We start from the raw sequence: 17624 nt of genomic DNA on the forward strand, positions 1-17624 counted from the left end.
AACCGACCCCGCCGGCGCCGCCGACCCTGACGACGCCCCTGCAAGTTGGCGAGGCCGGGGCAGGATAAAAGAGGTTTGGGGGGGTGGGGATAGATTCCAGGTCGATTTTCGATGAAGACCGCAGTCAGCCCCTCTCCCCGCGCACAGCGCGGGGAGAGGTTGGGTGAGGGGCTTGGGGATGAGTGGAAACGAAAAACGTGGGAGAGCGCTCGTTTTCGGAATGCACGCCCGGGCTCCTCCCCCGGCCCCTCACCTAACCTCTCCCCGCAAGCGGGGAGAGGGACCACAAAACAAAACCGCCCGGGCCTCTCGGCGCCGGGCGGCGGAAAATAGTCTCGTAATCCGTAAGGATTACTCGCTCGCGGCCTTGGGCTTGGTCTCGACGCGCTCGGCGATGCGGGCGGACTTGCCGCGACGGTCGCGCAGATAATAGAGCTTGGCGCGGCGGACCTTGCCGCGGCGGACCACCTTGATCGAATCGATCAGGGGCGCATGGACCGGGAAGACGCGCTCGACGCCCTCGCCGTAGGAAATCTTGCGGACGGTGAAGCTCTCATTGAGGCCGCCGCCGTTGCGGGCGATCACGACGCCCTCATAGGCCTGCACGCGGCTGCGGTCGCCTTCCTTCACCTTCACGTTCACGATGACCGTGTCGCCGGGACGAAAGTCGGGGATCGCCTTCCCTTCGATGAGCTTGGCGGCCTGTTCGGCCTCGAGCTGCTCGATGATGTTCATAAAAAACTCCTGCCGTTTCGTCTGTAGCCTTTCGGCCGACGAGCGTTTCGGAACGCTGTTTTAGTTGAGGCTGCTCCCCTTACAGCAGGGGGCGGCGTTTGTCGAGTGCGCATGCGCGAAAGAACCCTCCCGCGCCGCAAAAGAAAGTGGCGCGCCGGGGAGGCTCCTTATGGCGCCCGACCTATATAGCCTTGCCGGGGCGGCTGGCCATGAAAACTCGAGAACGGGAGCGCAAAATGACCCAGCAAGAGGAGCGCCGGGGAGAACGCGGCGGCGCCACGAGGGCGGCTTCGGACATTATGAGCGAGGGACGGCAACGGATCGAGGATTTTACCGACGCCCAGACTCAGTTCTGGGACCGCATTCAGGACTCCAACCGCAAATGGCTCGACCGGATGCAGAGCGAGGCTTCCATCGCCGCCGACTTCGCCAATAAGCTCACCGCGGCCAAATCTTTCACGGAAACCGCCAACATTTTCCAGAATTGGACGGTCAAACATATGGAAATGGCCACCGAAGACGCACGCCGCATGCTCTCCGACACGCAGGAAATCATTGCCGCGGGCACGCGCTTTTGGACGAATATCGGCAATGGCAAGAGCCGCGGGCATTAACGCGGCGTTTTGCGACATTCATACCATTTTCGTTTGAACGCTCTTATGGAGCTTCGTCATTCCCGGCGGGCCGAAGGCCCGACCGGGAATCCAGAGCCATCGTAGCTCGTGTCGCTCTGGATTCCCGATCGCTCGCTGCGCGAGCGTCGGGAATGACACTGAGCAAAGCAAGCGGATCTCTTCGAAGGCCCGCACGCCCAGAGCCCGTCATTGCGAGCGAAGCGAAGCAATCCAGTGCGTCCCTGGATTGCTTCGTCGGCTCCGCCTCTTCCTGTGTGTCCAAGCGGCGCGGGCGTCGGGGATGACGCCGAACCAATATTATTCGGTCTCGCGGTCGTGCGTGAAGCCGACCTTTATCGTCACCTGATATGTCTCCACATTGCCCTTGTCGATGCGGCCGCGGATCTGCACGACCTCGAACCATTGGAGATTGCGCAAGGTCAATCCGGCGCGCTGTATCGCCGTGCCGATCGCCCCTTCGACGCTGTCTGGCGAGGTGCCGACGAGTTCGACAATTTTGTAGACCGAACTTTCCATGAAACGCCCCTGCCGCTCGAACTGAACGTGAATGTAGAGCGGAGCGGCTTTAGGTCATCGGCCGCGGTTGTGACGACGCGCTAGAACTTCTTGACCTCTATCCCATGCTTCTGCAGCGCATAGCCGATCTGGCGCGGCGTGAGGCCGAGAAGACGCGCCGCCTTCGCCTTCACCCAGCCGGCGCGCTCCATGGCGTCGACGAGCTTCTCGTAATCGGTGCGCGGGTCTTTCTCGATCACCGTGCAGTTCTCGGCGCCGGGACAGGTGTCGCCGGGAGCCGGCGCGCAAGCGCTCGGCGCCTCGGCGGGCGGCGGCGCGGGCGGGCGCACCGGCTGCGGCGCGACGATCGGCAGCGGCGTCACCCCCGTCGGCCATTTCGACGACGAGCCGCTCCAGAGGATGGAGGAAAGACAGCCGTCCTTTCGGCAGGAGAAATCCTTGTCGATGATGATGTCGCCATGGGCGAGCGTCGCCGTGCGATAGATGCAGTTCTCGAGCTCGCGAATATTGCCGGGGAAGCCGCATTCGTTGAGCACGCTCATCGCGGATTCCGAGAGTTTCAGCTTGCCGCCCTGCTCCGTGTTGAAGCGGCGCAGGAACTCATTGGCCAGAAGATCGAGGTCGCCCTTTCGGTCGCGCAGCGGCGGCAGGAAGATCGGCACGACGCTGATGCGGTAGTAAAGGTCGGCGCGGAATTCGCCGCGCTGCACCGCTTCTTCGAGATTGCGGTTGGTCGCGCAGACCAGACGAACGTCGACTTTCAGCGTGCGCGCGCCGCCGACGCGCTCGAATTCGCCCTCCTGCAGCACGCGCAGAAGCTTTGCCTGAAAGGCCGGCGTGATCTCGCCGATCTCATCGAGAAACAGCGTGCCGCCATCGGCAAGCTCGAAGCGGCCCTTGCGCATATTGGCCGCGCCGGTGAAGGCTCCGCGCTCATGGCCGAAAAGCTCGGATTCGAGCACGCTCTCGGGCAAGGCCGCGCAATTGAGCTTGACGAAGGGCTTGTTGCGCCGTGGCGACTGATCGTGGATCGCGGCGGCGAACAGCTCCTTGCCAGTGCCGGATTCGCCGCGCAGCAGAACCGTCGATTTGGCTTTGGCGACGATGCGGATTTTCTCGACCACGGCGCGCACGGCGGGACTGTCGCCGACGATGCCCTTGAGGCCTTCCGCCTTCACTTCCGGCGGAATGGCCGACTTTTCGCGCCAGGCGCTTTCGATCATCAGCCTTTCGCGATCGCGCGCGATGAGCTTGTGAAGCCGCAGCGTCTGCCCGACCAGATTGGCGATCATGGTGAGAAAGCGCACGTCGTGATCGAAGAGCACGGACGAGCGCGTGTTGCGCGCCCGATCGACTGTCAGCGTGCCGACCACGGCGTCGCCATCCTTGATCGGCACGCCGATCATCGAGAAGGACTGACCGTCTTCATTCCCCCAGTCGGCGAGGTCCATCCCTTCGAAGAGCGGCGACGTCGCGACGTCATCGACGACGACCGGCATTTTCGTTGCAACGATCTGCCCGACGGCGCGTTCGGGCAGCCGATCGAAAAACACTTTCGCCGCGCCCTCGCTCCACCCCGAGCCGACGACAACCTCGGGCGCGCCTTTTGAATCGAGCAGCGCGATCAGCCCATGCCGCATGTCGAGAAAGCTGGAGAGAAGCGTCAAGACGCCCGCGAGCACATTCTCCAACCGGTTCGGCGAAGCGAGCAGTTTCGAGATTTCGTAGATACCGACCAGCGCGGTTTCGCCGGAAACCATCGTGCGCGGGGGAGGGGCGCCAATGGAGCCGCCGAGTTCAAGACCCATGGGAGCCTCATGACAGGCGTTGTTGTGCATCACGTCATACAAGCAAGCATCACGCCAACGCCGAAATCATCGATAAGACATGGAAGATCAAGCTATTGCAAAAAGCCGCCTAGTCATTGGAACGATTATAAAAACAAAGAAGGCGCCGCGAAATTGTCCCTGGCGCCGCTTCCGTTGGCGCCCATTTCGAGTGCATGTGACGCGCTCGATTGAATGTCGCCTTGCGAACATTTGTCCGAAGGCTTTGCGACAACTCGCCGCGCCTTTCCGAGGCGGCCAGCCAAACCTTCTACGACAGCATTTCCAATTAGTTACTGCAGATATTTACCCATGGCACGCTTGTTGCGGTCAAACCGCCAACGCCAACGGCCGACATTGGAATTGTTCCAGACGCCCCCTCAGGGGGACCACAACAAAATGCTTGAGAGGATTACGCAATGGACGACTCTCGCTCTTTCGAAACCTATGAAGCCGAACCCACTTCCGCGCCCGCGCAGCTCGACGACATCATGCAGAAGATGGCCGAGCACAAAGGCTGCGGCACGTCGGGCGGCAGCGGCAAAGCTAGCTGCGGCACCGGCGCGGGCGAAAACGACATGCCCACCGAAATCTGGGAGAAAGTCAAGAACCACCCCTGCTACAGCGAAGAAGCCCACCATCACTATGCGCGCATGCATGTCGCCGTCGCGCCGGCCTGCAACATTCAGTGCAACTATTGTAACCGCAAATATGACTGCGCCAATGAATCGCGTCCCGGCGTCGTCTCCGAGAAGCTGAGCCCCGAGCAAGCCGCCAAGAAAGTGCTCGCGGTCGCCTCCGCCATTCCGCAGATGACGGTGCTCGGCATCGCCGGCCCCGGCGACCCGCTCGCCAATCCCGGCAAGACGTTCAAGACCTTCGAGCTGATCTCGGAAGCGGCTCCGGACATCAAGCTCTGCCTCTCGACCAATGGCCTCTCGCTGCCCGACCATGTCGAGACGATCAAGAAGTTCAACGTCGATCACGTCACGATCACGATCAACATGACGGACCCGGACATCGGCGCTGAGATCTACCCCTGGGTGTTCTGGAAGCATAAGCGCGTCACGGGCAAGGAAGCTGCGAAGATCCTCACCGATCGTCAGTTGAAGGGCCTCGAGATGCTGACGGCCAACGGCATCCTCTGCAAGGTCAACTCGGTGATGATCCCGGGCATCAACGACGACCACCTCGTGACGGTGAACAGAGAGGTGAAATCGCGCGGCGCCTTCCTGCACAACATCATGCCGCTCATCTCGTCGCCCGAGCATGGCACGGTCTTCGGCCTCAACGGCCAGCGCGGCCCGTCCGCGCAGGAGCTGAAGGCGCTGCAGGATAGCTGCGAAGGCGAGATGAACATGATGCGCCATTGCCGCCAGTGCCGCGCCGACGCGGTGGGCCTGCTCGGCGAAGACCGCAGCGCGGAATTCACGACCGACAAGATCATGGAGATGGACGTCAATTACGACCTCTCCGCGCGTCAGGCCTATCAGGAGAAGGTCGAGGAAGAGCGCCAGGCGAAAGTCGCCGCGCGCAACGCCGAGCTGGAAACGCTCGCTGGCGAAAACGCGGATCTCAAGATCCTCGTCGCCGTCGCGACCAAGGGCTCGGGCCGCATCAACGAGCATTTCGGCCATGCCGACGAGTTCCAGATTTACGAACTCTCCAGCAATGGCGCGAAATTCGTCGGCCATCGCCGCGTCGACCTCTACTGCCAGGGCGGCTATGGCGAGGAAGAGGCGCTCGAGACGGTCATCCGCGCGATCAACGACTGCACCGCGGTCTTCGTCGCCAAGATCGGCCACTGCCCGAAGGAAGATCTGCTGAAGGCCGGCATCGAACCCGTGGATCAATACGCCTACGAGTTCATCGAGCAGTCGGCGATCGCCTACTTCAAAGACTACCTCGCCAAGATCAAGAGCGGCGAGATCACCCATGTCACACGCGGCGACGCCACGATCCGTCAGGGCGCCTTCGTCTCCGTGGACGCGTAGCGCGCTTCCGATCGGGCGGAAAACGCCCGATCGACAACAAATCGCGCTTTATCGAGATGTCGGAGCAAGTTCTCGAGGAGCTTGCTCCGAAGCCAAGCAAAGGAGCTCAGGTCATGACTTACAAGATTGTCGCTTCTCAATGCACGTCGTGCTCGGCTTGCGAGGCGGAATGCCCGAACGTCGCCATCTCCGAGAAGAACGGCACCTTCGTGATCAATCCGAAAAAATGCACGGAATGCATCGGCTATTTCGACGTTCCGCAATGCGTCGCCGTCTGCCCGGTGGACGACACCTGCGTCATCGACACCTCCCTCCCCCGCTACCAGCCGAGCGCCTAATGAATATCGCCTTCACCCCCGCCGCTGAAAAATTCATCCGCCGTCTTGTCATGTTCGACGGCGGCCCGGGCTATGGCCTTCGTCTCCTCGTGTCGCCGGGCGGCTGCTCGGGCATGTCGGCGGAATTCTCCGTCGAGCCCGCGCCGAAAGAAGGCGAGCAGGTTTTCCAGCATGCGCAGTTCAAGATGTTCTTGCCCGCGCAAAGCCGCCTGCTGCTCGACGGCGTGACGATCGACTTCAAGGAAACGGCGACCTCCACGGGCTTCGCCTTCATCGATCCCAAGGCGAAGAGCTGCGGTTGCTCATCCAAGACCGAAGCTCCCGCCTTCGAGGAAACGGCGTGAGAGTGTGACATGACGCGTGACGCGGCAGTGCAAACAGGCGCGGCGGAGCAGGACTTTCTTGCTTCCATCGTCCTCGGAGAGGGGCTCCCGGAAGAGGTCGAACGCCTTTTGCACGCCGCGGCCTTGTCTTACGATCAGGATGACGTGGCGCATAAATATCTGATGGAGGCGCGCGCGCTCGCGCCGACCCATCCGGCCACGCTGATCGGCCTCTACCGCTTCTACTTCTACAAGGGCCGCCTCAGGGAGTGCCTCGGCGTCGCCGAATCCTGCCTGACCCGCGCAGCGATCGACAATTCGCTGCCGCTCGACTGGCGGCAAGTCACGGCGCAAGACGCCGCTTTCGGCGACTACGACGCCATCGCCCCGCGCTTCTTCATGTTCTCGCTGAAAGGCTACGCCTATCTCAGCATGCGCCTCGGCGATTTCGAGGAAAGCGCCGCGGCGATCGACAAGCTTCTGGAGCTCGACCCGGCGGACAAGATCGGCGCGAAAGTGCTGCTCGGCGTCCTCGAACGCAGAGGGCTGGAAGATGTCGACTGACGATATCGACGAAGCAATCGACTGGCAGGGAAACGCCGTCGATTGCGCGGACTGTGACCATCAAGATCGCCTGAACGCCGAGCGCTGCAAGCCGCTGCGCGCCTGCGTGCACGATCGCTACGCCCGGCGCATCGACCGTTTCTTCGACTGGAATCCCGATCTCGCGCGCAATTATCTCACCCACGGCTATTTCGAGGTGCGGGCCTGCGCGTCGAAGGCGGCGGAGATCTTTCTGCTGCCCGCGATGCTCGACGATCCGGAGGAGGCGGTTCGCTGGAGCGCGGCGCGCCGCCTGCCCAACCGCTACATTCTGCGCCTGCGTAACGATCCGCACCGCGAGGTGCGCATCCGCATCGCGCTCCGCCTCGAGGGCACCGACCTGCTGCCGATGATCAACGACGAAGATTATGCGGTGCGACAGGCCGTCGCGAAAAAGCTGCCGCCGGACCTTCTCGTTCTGATGATCAATGACGAAGACGCAGGCGTGCGCCGAGTCATTGCGAGCCGCATCGCGCAAGAGGCGCTCATGCGCCTGACGAGAGACCACGATCCGGTCGTGCGTCTCGAAGCCGCCAAGCGCCTCGAAGCGGGTGACCTCGAAACGCTGATCAAAGACGCCGATTGGCGCATTCGTTACGAAGTGGCGCAAAGAGCCGACGTCAACTTTATCGGCGCGCTGGTCGACGACGACGATCCGCTCGTGCGCGAATGCGCAAGGGATCGGCGCAAGGCGGCCGGATTGGAAACATCCCCCAATGTCATCATGACGCAGAAGCGGAGTGATCAATGACAAATATCAGCAGAGACAGCGATCACGTCGAAGTCGATGGCCCGCCCTATTTCGACTATGGCGACAAGGTGCGCGCGAAACGCACGATCCGTAACGACGGCACTTTCCCCGGCAAGGACATTGGCGAAGTTCTCGCGAAGAAGGGCGAGATTGGCTACATCGTCAATATCGGCACCTTTCTGCAGCAGTTCTACATCTATGGCGTAGAATTTGAATCTACCGGCAATCGCGTGGGTATGAAACGCAAAGAGCTGGAAATGGTCGAGATCGACAGAGAGGATGACCGATGAGCGCGAGATATGACTGGGGCCAGCGTGTGCGCGCCGCCACCGACCTCGTCAATGATGGCTCGTACCCGGATCGCGCCCTGGACGAGCTGCTGGTCAAGAATGGCGACTTGGGTGAGATCGTGAATATCGGAACCCATGTCGATACGGAGATGGTCATCTATCTCGTCGAATTTTCGCCGCAGCTCGTCATCGGTTGCCTGGAGGACGAAATCGAGCCTGCCTGAGCCAGCCTGATTAATCTCTTTGCAACCCGCCAACGAAAGAGGCGCAACGTGAAAGTCATGATCCGCAGAGACGCAGAAGGCAGCCTCTCGGCCTATGTTCCAAAGAAGGATCTCGAGGAACCGATCGTCGAGGTCGAGAGGCCCGAACTGTGGGGCGGCTCTGTCACGCTTGCGAATGGCTGGGTGCTCAAACTTCCGGAAATGGCGGCCGGCACCTCTCTCCCGATCACCGTCGAAGCGAAAAAGATCGGAGGAGAATAAGATGACTCTCGCCCCTGCGCAGGTTGCACAAATTGACGCGGCGCTCGTGAAAGCCAGCGCCGACTCGCAGACGCTCGCGTCCATTCGCCAGCTTGCGCCGGGGCTGATGGTCACGCGCTGCGACGCGCTCGACATGCGCGAGGAGACTCCCTTCCGCATCTACGAGAACTGCTCGCTCTATCTCGTCGACGGGCGCGATCACTGCTGGAAAATCACCCAGGATCCAGGCTGCGCGACGGGCATCGCCCTCGCCCCCAATGGAGGCGCCGCATGAAGACTACTCTTCTGCCGTTGAACGATCCGGATCTTGCGCAAACCGATCTCGAGGCGGTTCTCGGCGTTCTTCAATCCGCGCGCGTCTCGCAGGGCGGCGTCGTCGATCAATTCGAGGAAGAGTTCGCCCGCTACATCGGCCGCAAACATGCTGTCTGCGTTTCCAGCGGCACGATCGGCCTGCTGCTGATCCTGCGCGCGATCGGCGTCGGCGCCGGCGACGAGGTGATCGCTTCCTCCTACTCCTTCTGCGAGACCGCGCATGCGATCACGCTCTGTGGCGCCCGTCCGGTCTTCGCCGACATCGACTACTGGGCCGGCACGCTCGATCCGGAAAAGGCGCGCAAAGCGATCACGGAAAAGACCCGCGCCATTGTCGCCGGCAACACCAACGGCCATCCGGCGCCCTGGGGTCCGCTGCGGGAGATCGCGACCGCGCATAATCTCGCGCTGATCGAGGATTCGACCGAGGCGATCGGATCGATCTACCAAGGCAAGATTGTCGGTTCCTTCGGCGATTGTTCGTTGTTCGACTTCTCACAACCCGGCGGACTGATCTCCGGCGAAGGCGCGATGATCGTCACGGACAATGATGATACCGCCACCATGCTGCGCCGGCTGCGCAATCGCAAGATCGAGGAGCGCTCCTCGGTCGTGCTCGGCGCCTGGCCGCCCTTGCAGGCTGGTCTGTCGGACATTGCCGCCGCGCTCGGCCTGGCGCAACTGCGCCGCATCGAGCTGCTGCTGGCGCGCCGCAAGCGCGTCGAGCGCTACTTCCTCGAATATGTGCGTTCCTTCGAGGGCATCAAGGATCCCTATATCGCGCCCGAGGTCGATCAGGTTCACTGGTTCCTTTACGTCGTGCATCTTGGGACGCGCTTCTCGCGCTCCAGCCGCGATTCGATCATCGACGATTTGCGTCAGGAAAATGTCGAGGCGGCCGCCTTTTCGAGCCCGTTGCATCTGCAACGTCACTACTTCGATCTCGGCTATCGGCGCGGCGATTTGTTCGTGACCGAAAAAGTCGCGGACCGCGCCGTCGCCCTGCCCTTCCACGCCCACCTCTCCGAAGACCAGGTCGCGTTCATCGTGGGCACGATGAAGGACGCGTCGATCAATGTCGGCGCCGGAACCGCCATCTACCTTTAACGGCCGCAATTGGCCCCAACACGCAAGGAGCGTAACAAAATGCCTACCGTGACCATTCTTCCCTCGGGCAAGACCGTCGAAGCCGCGACCGGCAGCCGTCTGCTCGACGCCATTCTCGCGGCAGGCGAACCGATCGTCAGCAAATGCGGCGGCGAAGCGAAATGCGGCGCGTGCCATCTCTTCGTGCAGGAAGGCAGGAAGAGCCTGTCGAAAACCACGCGCGCTGAAAATGAGAAGCTCGACTCCATTGTCGGCGTCGGCTCGAAATCACGTCTCGCCTGTCAGGCCATGCTCGGCGCCGAAAATGTAACGGTGGAGTTGCTGGGCTTCGGCTCCGGCTTTTAGTCCGACAAAGGAGACAAAAATGACAGACACAGTCCTGATCCACGTCCGTTTCAACAATGACGGCAGCGTGCTCGAGATCCAGGATCGTCCGACGAGCCTCACGCCCGAGCAATGGTTCACCAAGCTCTCGGAGAAAGCCGCGAACAGCTTCCAGGCGCTCACCGGCGGTCGCGGCGTGTTCCGCGTTTCGTCCGACGACGTCACGGCGCTGAAGGCGGCTGTTCTGCAGTAAGGCTCAACGTCGATCGCTTGGCGAGAGGATTTGAAACATGCTCAGTGAAATCGTAACGGCCTTTCGTCGAGGCGACGTGATTCCTTATCTGGGGCCGGGCGTGACCGGCCTCCCCGGGGAGGCGGCGCCACCGTCGCTTCCCGAAATTCTCGTGCAGCAACTCGTCGCTGGCGCGACGGTGCCGCATAAAATCCGCAACAATCTCACAGCGGCTTCGCAATATATCGAGAATTTCAAACATCGCAAGACGCTGACCTGTCTGATGGCCAAGGCCTTTGCAGTCGAGTGTGAGCCGAGCGCCTTTCACAAGTGGCTCGCGACGCAAGAGCAACTGCCGTTGATCGTGCACGCCTGGTACGACGATCTCGTCGTCAAATCCATGGCGGCGCGGAGCGATTGGGGTCTTGTTCAGGGCGTGACGCAAAGCGAACATTTCGGCGACTGGGTGAATTGGTTCCGCGCCGACCTCTCCGCCGTCCCGACGAAGGAATTCATCCGCGACGGCTCGGGCGCCAAGGCGCCTGCGGAAGCGCCGGACGAGACGCTCAAATGGCGCACGCTCGTCTATGAACCGCTTGGCGCCGTGACGCCTGCGTCGAACTTCATCGTGTCCGACTCCGACTATGTCGAAGTGCTGACGGAGATCGACATCCAAACACCGATCCCCGACTCGGTGCAGACCATCCGCAAGGGACGCAACTTCCTCTTCCTCGGCTGTCGCTTCACCAACCAGTTGGAGCGCAGCTTCGCGCGCCAGATCATGAAGCGCTCCTCGGACACGCATTGGGCTTTGATCGAGGGCGAGCTGACGCGCAACGAGGAGAAATTCCTGCGCGAGCAAAATATCCAGCGCATCGACGCCAAGCTTGCGGATTTTGCCGCCGAGCTGGCCCAATCCAATCTCGCCGCCGTCGCCGCTTGAGTGAAAGAGAGAGAATGATCGAGGATCTTCCGCAAGTCTTCAAATACCACGTCTTCACTTGCTTTCAGCAGCGCCCGACGGGACATCCGCGCGGCAGTTGCATGACCTCCGGCGGAAAGCCCTTGTGGGACCGCCTGCAGGCAAAGCTCAATGTGCAGCCCAACCCCGATATTTCCGTGACGGCGACCGGTTGCCTCGGCTTTTGCCGCGCGGGCCCGCTGATGGTCGTTTACCCGGAGGGCGTTTGGTATACGCCGCGCACGGAAGCCGACATCGACGAAATCTTCCAATCGCATTTCACCGAGGGCAAGCCGGTCGAGCGGTTGATTATCGTGCCGCAGCTTTGAGATCGAGCATCGCATAAGAAAAGAAGCCGCCGGCAAAACCGGCGGCTTTTTTCATTGTCGTAGAGCCGTCATTGCGAGGAGTGGAGCGACGAAGCGATCCAGGGTCGTCGTAGCTGCCTGGATTGCTTCGCTCCGCTCGCAATGACGAGGTTAGCGTTGGGCCCGAACCCGGCAGGGCGCGGACAAACTCAGAGCCGTCATTGCGAGGAGCGAAGCGACGAAGCAATCCAGGGCCGTCGTAGCTGCTCTGGATTGCTTCGCTTCGCTCGCAATGACGAGGTAGCGCTGGACCTCAACCCGGCACGGCGCGGACAAACTCAGAGCCGTCATTGCGAGGAGCGAAGCGACGAAGCAATCCAGGGCCGCCGTAGCTGCCCTGGATTGCTTCGCTCCGCTCGCAATGACGGAGTTGCTTACACCGGTTCCTTCGACGGGTTCCCCTCCGCGTCCTTGAATGGAAACAACCCCGACTGGAAACATTGCGTCATATGTTCCGCCCGAGCGATTGCGGCCGAGGCCAGCTCCTCGGGCATCGTCTCTTTCGCAGCCTCGGTGAAAAGCGACAACCAGCGGGGAAAATGTTCGACTTCGATCGGCAGCTTCACATGAACGCCGAAGGGCGTGCCCTGATAGCGCGTCGTTCCCAGAAGCGCATGCGACCAGAAATTCGAAACGATCTCCAGATGCGGCTCCAGCTCGGCGATCGTCTTTTCGAAGACGGGACCAAGCAAGGGATCGGCGCCGCCTTTCTCGTAGAAGCGCGTGACGCAGGCGCGAATGGCCGCTTCTGCGCTGGCATTGTCCGCTTTGGCCTCCTCAACCGCCGTTTCCATTGTCGCCTCCTCGTCGCTCAGCGCACATTGAGCACGGTCAGCGGAATTGTCACGCCGCCCGTGCCGCGGCCAAGCATCGCGTCCACCTTCTGACGAACGAATTCCACCTTCAGAGGCTTGGCGATAAAGCCATGAGCGCCGGCCGCAACGCATTCCTTGCCGAAGGCATTGTTATTCGGCTCGACCACGATCAGAATTTTCGCCTGAGGCTGCTCCTGCCGAAATTTGCCCAGAAGCGCCAATCCCTCTGCCTGCGGCAGAGTTTCCGCGAGAAGAATGAGATCCGGCGGCTGCGTCTTACCCTTTTCGAAAGCGATCGCCGTGCTCGCCACTTCATGCGCCTCGAATTCGTCGTGCAACATGAACTGAAGCGCCGCGCGAAAGATCTCATTGTCGTCGACAATGAACACCCGCTTGTTCTCCAGCGCCTTCGACATTTCCACGCCGATCTGCATTTCCCTTACCTCGTTCACGTTGCGATTGCCCGTTTTTCAAGCAAGCGACATGCCGAGGCGCTTGTGGGAAGCTGAGCTTTGGCGTTTGTCAGTTCGCTTGCGAACATCACTGTCGGCTTTGACACACGTGCCCGAGCGCCTCCCGAGCCGACCCTAACTCAAGCAAATCCAATATCTTAAGCATTTGTTACCGAGCTGGCACGCCCTTTGCGCAATACCCCACGCAAGGCTTTTGGCTGCCGGTTCAAATAGTCAATTGGGAAACGCCGGTCGCCCGCGCCTCGTCGCAGAGTGAGTGAACTTCGGCATGCGTGTGGCGCGCGCCGATCATGATGTTAGGTCCAAACAAGGAGAATGCAATGTCGCTTCGACAGATCGCTTTCTACGGAAAGGGTGGCATCGGTAAGTCGACCACCTCTCAGAACACCCTCGCGGCGCTCGCCGAGATGGGCAAGAAGATCCTCATCGTTGGCTGCGACCCCAAGGCCGACTCGACCCGTCTGATCCTTCACGCCAAGGCGCAGGACACCATCCTGTCGCTCGCCGCTGAGGCCGGTTCGGTCGAGGACCTCGAGCTCGAAGACGTGATGAAGGTCGGCTACCAGGACATCCGCTGCGTCGAGTCCGGCGGTCCGGAGCCGGGCGTTGGCTGCGCGGGTCGCGGCGTTATCACCTCGATCAACTTCCTCGAAGAGAACGGCGCTTACGAAGGCGTCGACTACGTCTCCTATGACGTGCTCGGCGACGTCGTGTGCGGCGGCTTCGCGATGCCGATCCGTGAGAACAAGGCGCAGGAAATTTACATCGTCATGTCCGGCGAGATGATGGCCATGTATGCGGCCAACAACATCTCCAAGGGCATTCTGAAGTACGCCAACTCCGGCGGCGTGCGCCTGGGCGGGCTGGTCTGCAACGAGCGTCAGACGGACAAGGAGCTCGAGCTTGCCGAGTCCCTCGCCAAGAAGCTCGGCTCCAAGCTCATCTACTTCGTGCCGCGCGACAATATCGTTCAGCACGCCGAGCTGCGCCGCATGACGGTCATCGAGTATGCGCCCGAGTCCCAGCAGGCCGCCCATTACCGCAACCTCGCCCAGCGCGTGGACGGCAATGCGGGCAACGGCACGATCCCGACGCCCATCACCATGGACGAGCTCGAGGATCTGCTCATGGAGCACGGCATCATGAAGGCCGTCGACGAGTCCCAGGTCGGCAAGACCGCCGCGGAACTGTCGGTCGCCTAAATTTCGCCAACTGCCCGGCTCTTTCGAGAGCCGGGCCTACCATCCTCTAGAAAGGCCTCCGTCATGAGTGTGGCGCAAGCTGAATCCATCGAAGACATCAAGGCCCGCAATAAGGAACTCATTCAGGAAGTCCTGAAGGTTTATCCGGAAAAGACCGCCAAGCGTCGCGCCAAGCACCTCGGCACGTTCGAAGACGGTAAGCCGGATTGCGGCGTCAAGTCGAACATCAAATCCATTCCGGGCGTCATGACCATTCGTGGCTGCGCCTACGCCGGTTCGAAGGGCGTTGTGTGGGGTCCGATCAAGGACATGATCCACATTTCGCACGGCCCGGTCGGCTGCGGCCAATATTCCTGGGCGTCGCGCCGCAATTATTACATCGGCACGACCGGCATCGACACTTTCGGCACGATGCAGTTCACCTCCGACTTCCAGGAGAAGGACATCGTGTTCGGCGGCGACAAGAAGCTCGCCCAGATCATGGACGAAATTCAGGTCCTCTTCCCGCTGAACAAGGGCATCACCGTTCAGTCCGAATGCCCGATCGGCCTCATCGGCGACGATATCGAAGCCGTCTCCAAGGCCAAGTCGAAGGAATATGAAGGCAAGACGATCGTCCCGGTCCGCTGCGAAGGTTTCCGCGGCGTGTCGCAGTCGCTCGGCCACCATATCGCCAACGACGCGGTTCGCGATTGGGTGTTCGACAAGATGGACGGCAAGCCCGCCCGCTTCGAGGCTACGCCTTATGACGTCGCGATCATCGGCGACTACAACATCGGCGGCGACGCCTGGTCTTCGCGCATTCTGCTCGAAGAAATGGGCCTGCGCGTCGTTGCGCAGTGGTCCGGCGACGGCACCATCGCGGAGCTCGAAGCGACGCCGAAGGCGAAGCTGAATGTTCTGCACTGCTACCGTTCGATGAACTACATCTCCCGCCACATGGAAGAGAAATACGGTATTCCGTGGTGCGAGTACAACTTCTTTGGCCCCTCCAAGATCGAAGAGTCGCTGCGCAAGATCGCGTCGCACTTCGACGACAAGATCAAGGAAGGCGCCGAGCGCGTCATCGCGAAATATCGTCCGCTGATGGACGCCGTCATCGCGAAGTATCGTCCGCGCCTCGAAGGCAAGAAGGTCATGCTGTTCGTCGGCGGCCTGCGTCCGCGCCACGTCATCGGCGCTTACGAAGACCTCGGCATGGAAGTCGTGGGCACGGGCTATGAGTTCGGCCACAACGACGACTATCAGCGCACGTCCCACTATGTGAAGGACGGCACGCTGATCTACGACGACGTCACGGGCTTCGAGTTCGAGAAGTTCGTCGAGAAGATCCAGCCGGATCTCGTCGGCTCGGGCATCAAGGAGAAGTACGTCTTCCAGAAGATGGGCGTGCCCTTCCGTCAGATGCATAGCTGGGACTACTCGGGCCCCTACCACGGCTACGACGGCTTCGCGATCTTCGCGCGCGACATGGACATGGCGATCAACTCGCCGGTCTGGAAGATGGCCAAGGCTCCCTGGGCCGCCTGATCTCCGTAACAAAAAGGTCTCGCCTCTCCCCTGGGGGCGAGACCGGCTAGCGGAAACGAGAGGAACTCCGAATGCCACAGAATGCTGACAACGTTCTCGACCACTTTAATTTGTTCCGCCAGCCGGAATACAAGGAGATGTTCGAGAACAAGAAGAAGAACTTCGAAAACCCCGTGGCGGACGCCGAGCTCGAGCGCGTTCGCGAGTGGACCAAGACCGAAGAATATAAGGAAAAGAACTTCGCCCGCGAAGCGCTGACCGTCAATCCGGCCAAGGCCTGCCAGCCGCTCGGCGCCGTCTTCGCGGCCGTCGGCTTCGAAAGCACCCTGCCCTTCGTCCATGGCTCGCAGGGCTGCGTCGCTTACTATCGTTCGCACTTCTCGCGTCACTTCAAGGAGCCGACCTCCTGCGTCTCCTCCTCCATGACGGAAGACGCGGCGGTGTTCGGCGGCCTCAACAATATGATCGACGGCCTGGCGAACGCCTACAATATGTATAAGCCGAAGATGATCTCCGTCTCCACCACCTGCATGGCGGAAGTCATCGGCGACGACCTCAACGCCTTCATCAAGACCTCGAAGGAAAAGGGCTCGGTTCCGCAGGAGTTCGACGTCCCCTTCGCGCATACCCCGGCTTTCGTCGGCAGCCACATCACCGGCTACGACAATGTCATCAAGGGCGTGCTGGAGCATTTCTGGGACGGCAAGGCTGGCACGGCCCCGGCTCTGGAGCGCAAGCCGAACAACAGCATCAACTTCCTCGGCGGCTTCGACGGCTACACGGTCGGCAATATGCGCGAAGTGAAGCGCATCTTCGAGTCCATGGGCGTCGAATATACGCTGCTCGGCGACAACAGCGACGTGTGGGACACGCCGACCGACGGCGAATTCCGCATGTATGACGGCGGCACCAAGCTCGAGGACGTCGCCAACGCGCTGCACGCCAAGGCGACCATCTCGATGCAGGAGTTCTGCACCGAAAAGACCCTGCCCTATATCGCCACCAAGGGCCAGGAAGTCGTCGCTCTGAACCATCCGGTCGGCGTCGCCGCGACCGACAAGTTCCTCATGGAGATCTCCCGCATCACGGGCAAGCCGATCTCCGCGGAGCTGACCAAGGAGCGTGGCCGTCTCGTCGACGCCATCGCCGACTCTTCCGCCCACATCCACGGCAAGAAGTTTGCGATCTACGGCGATCCGGACCTGTGCTACGGCCTCGCGGCCTTCCTGCTGGAGCTCGGCGGCGAGCCGGTTCACGTCCTCGCCACCAATGGCGGCAAGGCCTGGGCGGAGAAGGTGCAGGCGCTGTTCGACTCGTCGCCCTTCGGCAAGAACTGCCACGTGTATCCGAACAAGGATCTGTGGCACATGCGCTCGCTGCTCTTCACGGAGCCGGTCGACTTCCTCATCGGCAACACTTACGGCAAGTATCTCGACCGCGATACGGGCACGCCGCTCATCCGCATCGGCTTCCCGATCTTCGATCGCCACCACAAGCACCGTTATCCGGTGTGGGGCTATCAGGGCTCGATGAACGTCCTGGTGTGGATCCTCGACGCGATCTTCGAGGACATCGACCGCAACACCAATGTCGTGGCGAAGTCGGACTACTCCTTCGACATCATTCGCTAAGCAAGACAATTTCGCCGGGCCAATTGGCCCGGCGAATGCTTCTCTAAGCGTAAGTTCAGTTAGTTTGCTGTCACTCCCGCGCTCGGAACGAGCGATCCGGCATCCAGAGCAAAGCTGGCGCGATTTTGGCTCTGGATTCCCGAACGATCATTCAGCGCCTCGGGGATGAG

The 17624-nt window shown here is 61.1% G+C and carries 23 protein-coding genes; 18 read left to right on the plus strand and 5 right to left on the minus strand.

All coding sequences use genetic code 11. The features are described 5' to 3' along the window. Positions 1 to 351: 351 nt before the first annotated feature. Entirely contained in the window at positions 352 to 735 is a 384-nt protein-coding gene (gene rplS, locus JJT62_RS13705; protein ID WP_202073344.1) for a 50S ribosomal protein L19, read from the minus strand. A 236-nt stretch (positions 736 to 971) separates the two neighbouring features. Between rplS and JJT62_RS13710 the strand changes: the two genes are divergently transcribed. Continuing rightward, complete coding sequence (locus JJT62_RS13710; RefSeq protein WP_246744905.1) at positions 972 to 1349, plus strand: hypothetical protein; 378 nt, start codon at positions 972 to 974, stop codon at positions 1347 to 1349. 318 nt (positions 1350 to 1667) lie between these two features. Here the strand turns inward: JJT62_RS13710 and JJT62_RS13715 are convergent, their stop codons facing one another. Further along, positions 1668 to 1886: a dodecin gene (locus JJT62_RS13715; protein WP_202073345.1), complete on the minus strand. Its 219-nt coding sequence runs from the start codon at positions 1884 to 1886 to the stop codon at positions 1668 to 1670. 80 nt (positions 1887 to 1966) lie between these two features. After that, complete coding sequence (nifA, locus tag JJT62_RS13720) at positions 1967 to 3694, minus strand: nif-specific transcriptional activator NifA (protein ID WP_202073346.1); 1728 nt, start codon at positions 3692 to 3694, stop codon at positions 1967 to 1969. Positions 3695 to 4203: 509 nt separating this feature from the next. Between nifA and nifB the strand changes: the two genes are divergently transcribed. The 14 genes from nifB to JJT62_RS13790 all read left to right on the plus strand — a co-directional run bounded on the left by nifB (position 4204) and on the right by JJT62_RS13790 (position 11764). Next, a complete protein-coding gene (gene nifB / locus JJT62_RS13725; RefSeq protein ID WP_246744915.1) occupies positions 4204 to 5706 on the plus strand; it encodes a nitrogenase cofactor biosynthesis protein NifB in 1503 nt (500 codons plus the stop codon). Positions 5707 to 5819: 113 nt separating this feature from the next. Continuing rightward, positions 5820 to 6044 (plus strand): 4Fe-4S dicluster domain-containing protein, encoded by a 225-nt coding sequence (locus tag JJT62_RS13730; protein WP_202073347.1) that lies wholly within the window; start codon positions 5820 to 5822, stop codon positions 6042 to 6044. Beyond that, positions 6044 to 6388, plus strand: coding sequence for an iron-sulfur cluster assembly accessory protein (locus JJT62_RS13735; RefSeq protein ID WP_202073348.1), 345 nt, complete (start codon positions 6044 to 6046; stop codon positions 6386 to 6388). The genes JJT62_RS13730 and JJT62_RS13735 overlap by 1 nt, the downstream gene beginning before the upstream one ends. 9 nt (positions 6389 to 6397) lie before the next feature. Further along, complete coding sequence (locus JJT62_RS13740; RefSeq protein WP_202073349.1) at positions 6398 to 6931, plus strand: hypothetical protein; 534 nt, start codon at positions 6398 to 6400, stop codon at positions 6929 to 6931. After that, on the plus strand, positions 6921 to 7721 hold the full coding sequence (locus JJT62_RS13745; RefSeq protein ID WP_202073350.1) for a 4Fe4S-binding leucine-rich repeat protein: 801 nt from the start codon (positions 6921 to 6923) through the stop codon (positions 7719 to 7721). The genes JJT62_RS13740 and JJT62_RS13745 overlap by 11 nt, the downstream gene beginning before the upstream one ends. Then, positions 7718 to 8011 carry a nitrogen fixation protein NifZ gene (locus JJT62_RS13750; protein ID WP_202073351.1) on the plus strand — a complete coding sequence of 98 codons (294 nt, stop codon included), beginning with the start codon at positions 7718 to 7720 and terminating at the stop codon, positions 8009 to 8011. Before JJT62_RS13745 ends, JJT62_RS13750 begins: the two co-directional genes overlap by 4 nt. Further along, positions 8008 to 8235, plus strand: a complete 228-nt coding sequence (locus JJT62_RS13755; RefSeq protein ID WP_202073352.1) for a nitrogen fixation protein NifZ — start codon at positions 8008 to 8010, stop codon at positions 8233 to 8235. Before JJT62_RS13750 ends, JJT62_RS13755 begins: the two co-directional genes overlap by 4 nt. A 48-nt stretch (positions 8236 to 8283) precedes the next feature. Beyond that, positions 8284 to 8496 (plus strand): putative nitrogen fixation protein NifT, encoded by a 213-nt coding sequence (gene nifT, locus JJT62_RS13760; RefSeq protein WP_281928057.1) that lies wholly within the window; start codon positions 8284 to 8286, stop codon positions 8494 to 8496. 1 nt (position 8497) lies between these two features. Further along, on the plus strand, positions 8498 to 8770 hold the full coding sequence (locus JJT62_RS13765; protein WP_202073353.1) for a hypothetical protein: 273 nt from the start codon (positions 8498 to 8500) through the stop codon (positions 8768 to 8770). After that, a complete protein-coding gene (locus tag JJT62_RS13770) occupies positions 8767 to 9918 on the plus strand; it encodes a DegT/DnrJ/EryC1/StrS aminotransferase family protein (protein ID WP_202073354.1) in 1152 nt (383 codons plus the stop codon). Before JJT62_RS13765 ends, JJT62_RS13770 begins: the two co-directional genes overlap by 4 nt. A 39-nt stretch (positions 9919 to 9957) precedes the next feature. Beyond that, entirely contained in the window at positions 9958 to 10263 is a 306-nt protein-coding gene (locus tag JJT62_RS13775) for a 2Fe-2S iron-sulfur cluster-binding protein (protein WP_165049021.1), read from the plus strand. Between the two features lie 19 nt (positions 10264 to 10282). Beyond that, a complete protein-coding gene (locus JJT62_RS13780; protein WP_165049023.1) occupies positions 10283 to 10495 on the plus strand; it encodes a hypothetical protein in 213 nt (70 codons plus the stop codon). 37 nt (positions 10496 to 10532) lie between these two features. Further along, positions 10533 to 11417 carry an SIR2 family protein gene (locus JJT62_RS13785; protein ID WP_202073355.1) on the plus strand — a complete coding sequence of 295 codons (885 nt, stop codon included), beginning with the start codon at positions 10533 to 10535 and terminating at the stop codon, positions 11415 to 11417. Positions 11418 to 11431: 14 nt separating this feature from the next. After that, complete coding sequence (locus tag JJT62_RS13790) at positions 11432 to 11764, plus strand: ferredoxin (protein WP_202073356.1); 333 nt, start codon at positions 11432 to 11434, stop codon at positions 11762 to 11764. 413 nt (positions 11765 to 12177) lie between these two features. Here JJT62_RS13790 and JJT62_RS13795 read toward each other — a convergent pair whose 3' ends face one another. Then, positions 12178 to 12597 carry a group III truncated hemoglobin gene (locus JJT62_RS13795; RefSeq protein ID WP_202073357.1) on the minus strand — a complete coding sequence of 140 codons (420 nt, stop codon included), beginning with the start codon at positions 12595 to 12597 and terminating at the stop codon, positions 12178 to 12180. 17 nt (positions 12598 to 12614) lie between these two features. Next, complete coding sequence (locus JJT62_RS13800; RefSeq protein WP_202073358.1) at positions 12615 to 13052, minus strand: response regulator; 438 nt, start codon at positions 13050 to 13052, stop codon at positions 12615 to 12617. 359 nt (positions 13053 to 13411) lie between these two features. Between JJT62_RS13800 and nifH the strand changes: the two genes are divergently transcribed. The 3 genes from nifH (at position 13412) to nifK (ending at position 17454) form a co-directional block, all read left to right on the plus strand. Further along, positions 13412 to 14293, plus strand: a complete 882-nt coding sequence (gene nifH, locus JJT62_RS13805; RefSeq protein ID WP_202073359.1) for a nitrogenase iron protein — start codon at positions 13412 to 13414, stop codon at positions 14291 to 14293. A 63-nt stretch (positions 14294 to 14356) separates the two neighbouring features. Then, on the plus strand, positions 14357 to 15823 hold the full coding sequence (gene nifD, locus JJT62_RS13810) for a nitrogenase molybdenum-iron protein alpha chain (protein WP_202073360.1): 1467 nt from the start codon (positions 14357 to 14359) through the stop codon (positions 15821 to 15823). Between the two features lie 71 nt (positions 15824 to 15894). Further along, on the plus strand, positions 15895 to 17454 hold the full coding sequence (gene nifK / locus JJT62_RS13815; protein WP_202073361.1) for a nitrogenase molybdenum-iron protein subunit beta: 1560 nt from the start codon (positions 15895 to 15897) through the stop codon (positions 17452 to 17454). Positions 17455 to 17624: the final 170 nt, after the last annotated feature.

Origin of the sequence: Methylocystis sp. Sn-Cys (assembly GCF_016745395.1) — a bacterium.
In the GTDB taxonomy this organism is placed as follows: domain Bacteria; phylum Pseudomonadota; class Alphaproteobacteria; order Rhizobiales; family Beijerinckiaceae; genus Methylocystis; species Methylocystis iwaonis.